The 1,198-nt window shown below is 70.5% G+C and carries 1 protein-coding gene and 1 pseudogene; one reads left to right on the forward strand and one right to left on the reverse strand.

The window, feature by feature from the left end:
* Nucleotides 1-308, forward strand: a pseudogene (locus AC1D15_RS33210) (50S ribosomal protein L3 N(5)-glutamine methyltransferase); the annotation flags it as partial.
* Here AC1D15_RS33210 and AC1D15_RS33215 read toward each other — a convergent pair.
* On the reverse strand, nucleotides 305-1,198 hold an 894-nt coding region (locus tag AC1D15_RS33215; RefSeq protein WP_477829418.1), incomplete at its 5' end, for a PLP-dependent transferase. The pseudogene AC1D15_RS33210 and the gene AC1D15_RS33215 overlap by 4 nt on opposite strands.

Raw genomic sequence — 1,198 nt, forward strand, 5'->3', positions numbered from 1 at the left:
ACCTGATCCTGTGCAACCCGCCCTACGTCAACAGCACCAGCATGGCGGCACTGCCCGAGGAGTACCGCCACGAGCCTGCCCTCGCGCTGGCCGGCGGCGACGACGGCATGGACCTGGTGCGCCGCATCCTGCGCGACGCGCCGGCGAAGATGACGCCCGAGGCGGTGCTGCTGCTGGAGATCGGCAACGAGCGCCCGCACTTCGAGCATGCGTTCCGCAAGCTCGAAGTGGCGTGGCTCGACACCAGCGCCGGCGACGACCAGGTCTTGCTCGTCACCCGCGAGGCACTGGCCCGCTGGAACCGCTAACCGGCCGCGAGCGCCCGTTCGAAGTCGGCGCGCAGGTCTTCATGATCCTCAATCCCCACCGAGACGCGGATCAGCGAATCCGCGATGCCCATCGCTTGCCGCCGCTGCGCGCCCATCTCCCAGAAGATGGTGTGCGCGACGGGGATCGCGAGCGTGCGGTTGTCGCCCAGGTGGCTCGACTTGATCACCACCTGCAGCGCATCGAGGAAGGCCAGGCAGTCGCGCGCATCGTCGAGCTCGAAGCTCATCAGCGTGCCGCCGGCCTTGAACCAGCGCTTTGCGTTGGCGTGCTGCGGGTGGGTCTCGAGCCCGGGGTGGTTGACGCGCTTGACGCCCGGCTGCACCGCGAGCCAGGTGGCCAGGCGCAGCGCGTTGTCGCAGGCGCGGTCCATGCGCAGCGCGAGCGTCTCGGCACCGGTGGCGATGCGGTGCGCCGCATCGGCCGCGAGCGTCGCGCCGATGTCGCGCAGCCCGCGCTTGCGGACCTGCAGCAGTCCCCAGCCGCGCGGGTCGCCCTTCTTGTACGGCTCGGCGATGTTGGCGAAGCGGGACCAGTCGAACACGCCGGTGTCGGTGACCGCGCCGCCCAGCGCGTTGCCGTGGCCGCCGATCGACTTGGTCAGCGAGTTGACGACCAGCCCGGCGCCCACGGCCTTCGGGCGGAACAGGTAGGGCGTCGTCATCGTGTTGTCGACCACGTACAGCAGGCCGCGCTCGCCGCACAGCCGGCCGATCGCCTCCAGGTCGGCGACCTGCGTGCCGGGGTTCGCGATCGTCTCGACGAACACCATGCGCGTGCGCGGCGTGATCGCCCGTTCGACGTCTGCCACGTCGGTCGCATCGACCAGCGTCAGCCCGCAGCCCAGGCCCTCCAGCGTGTTCAGCAGGCT

This window comes from Rhizobacter sp. P2_H2 (assembly GCF_056403375.1).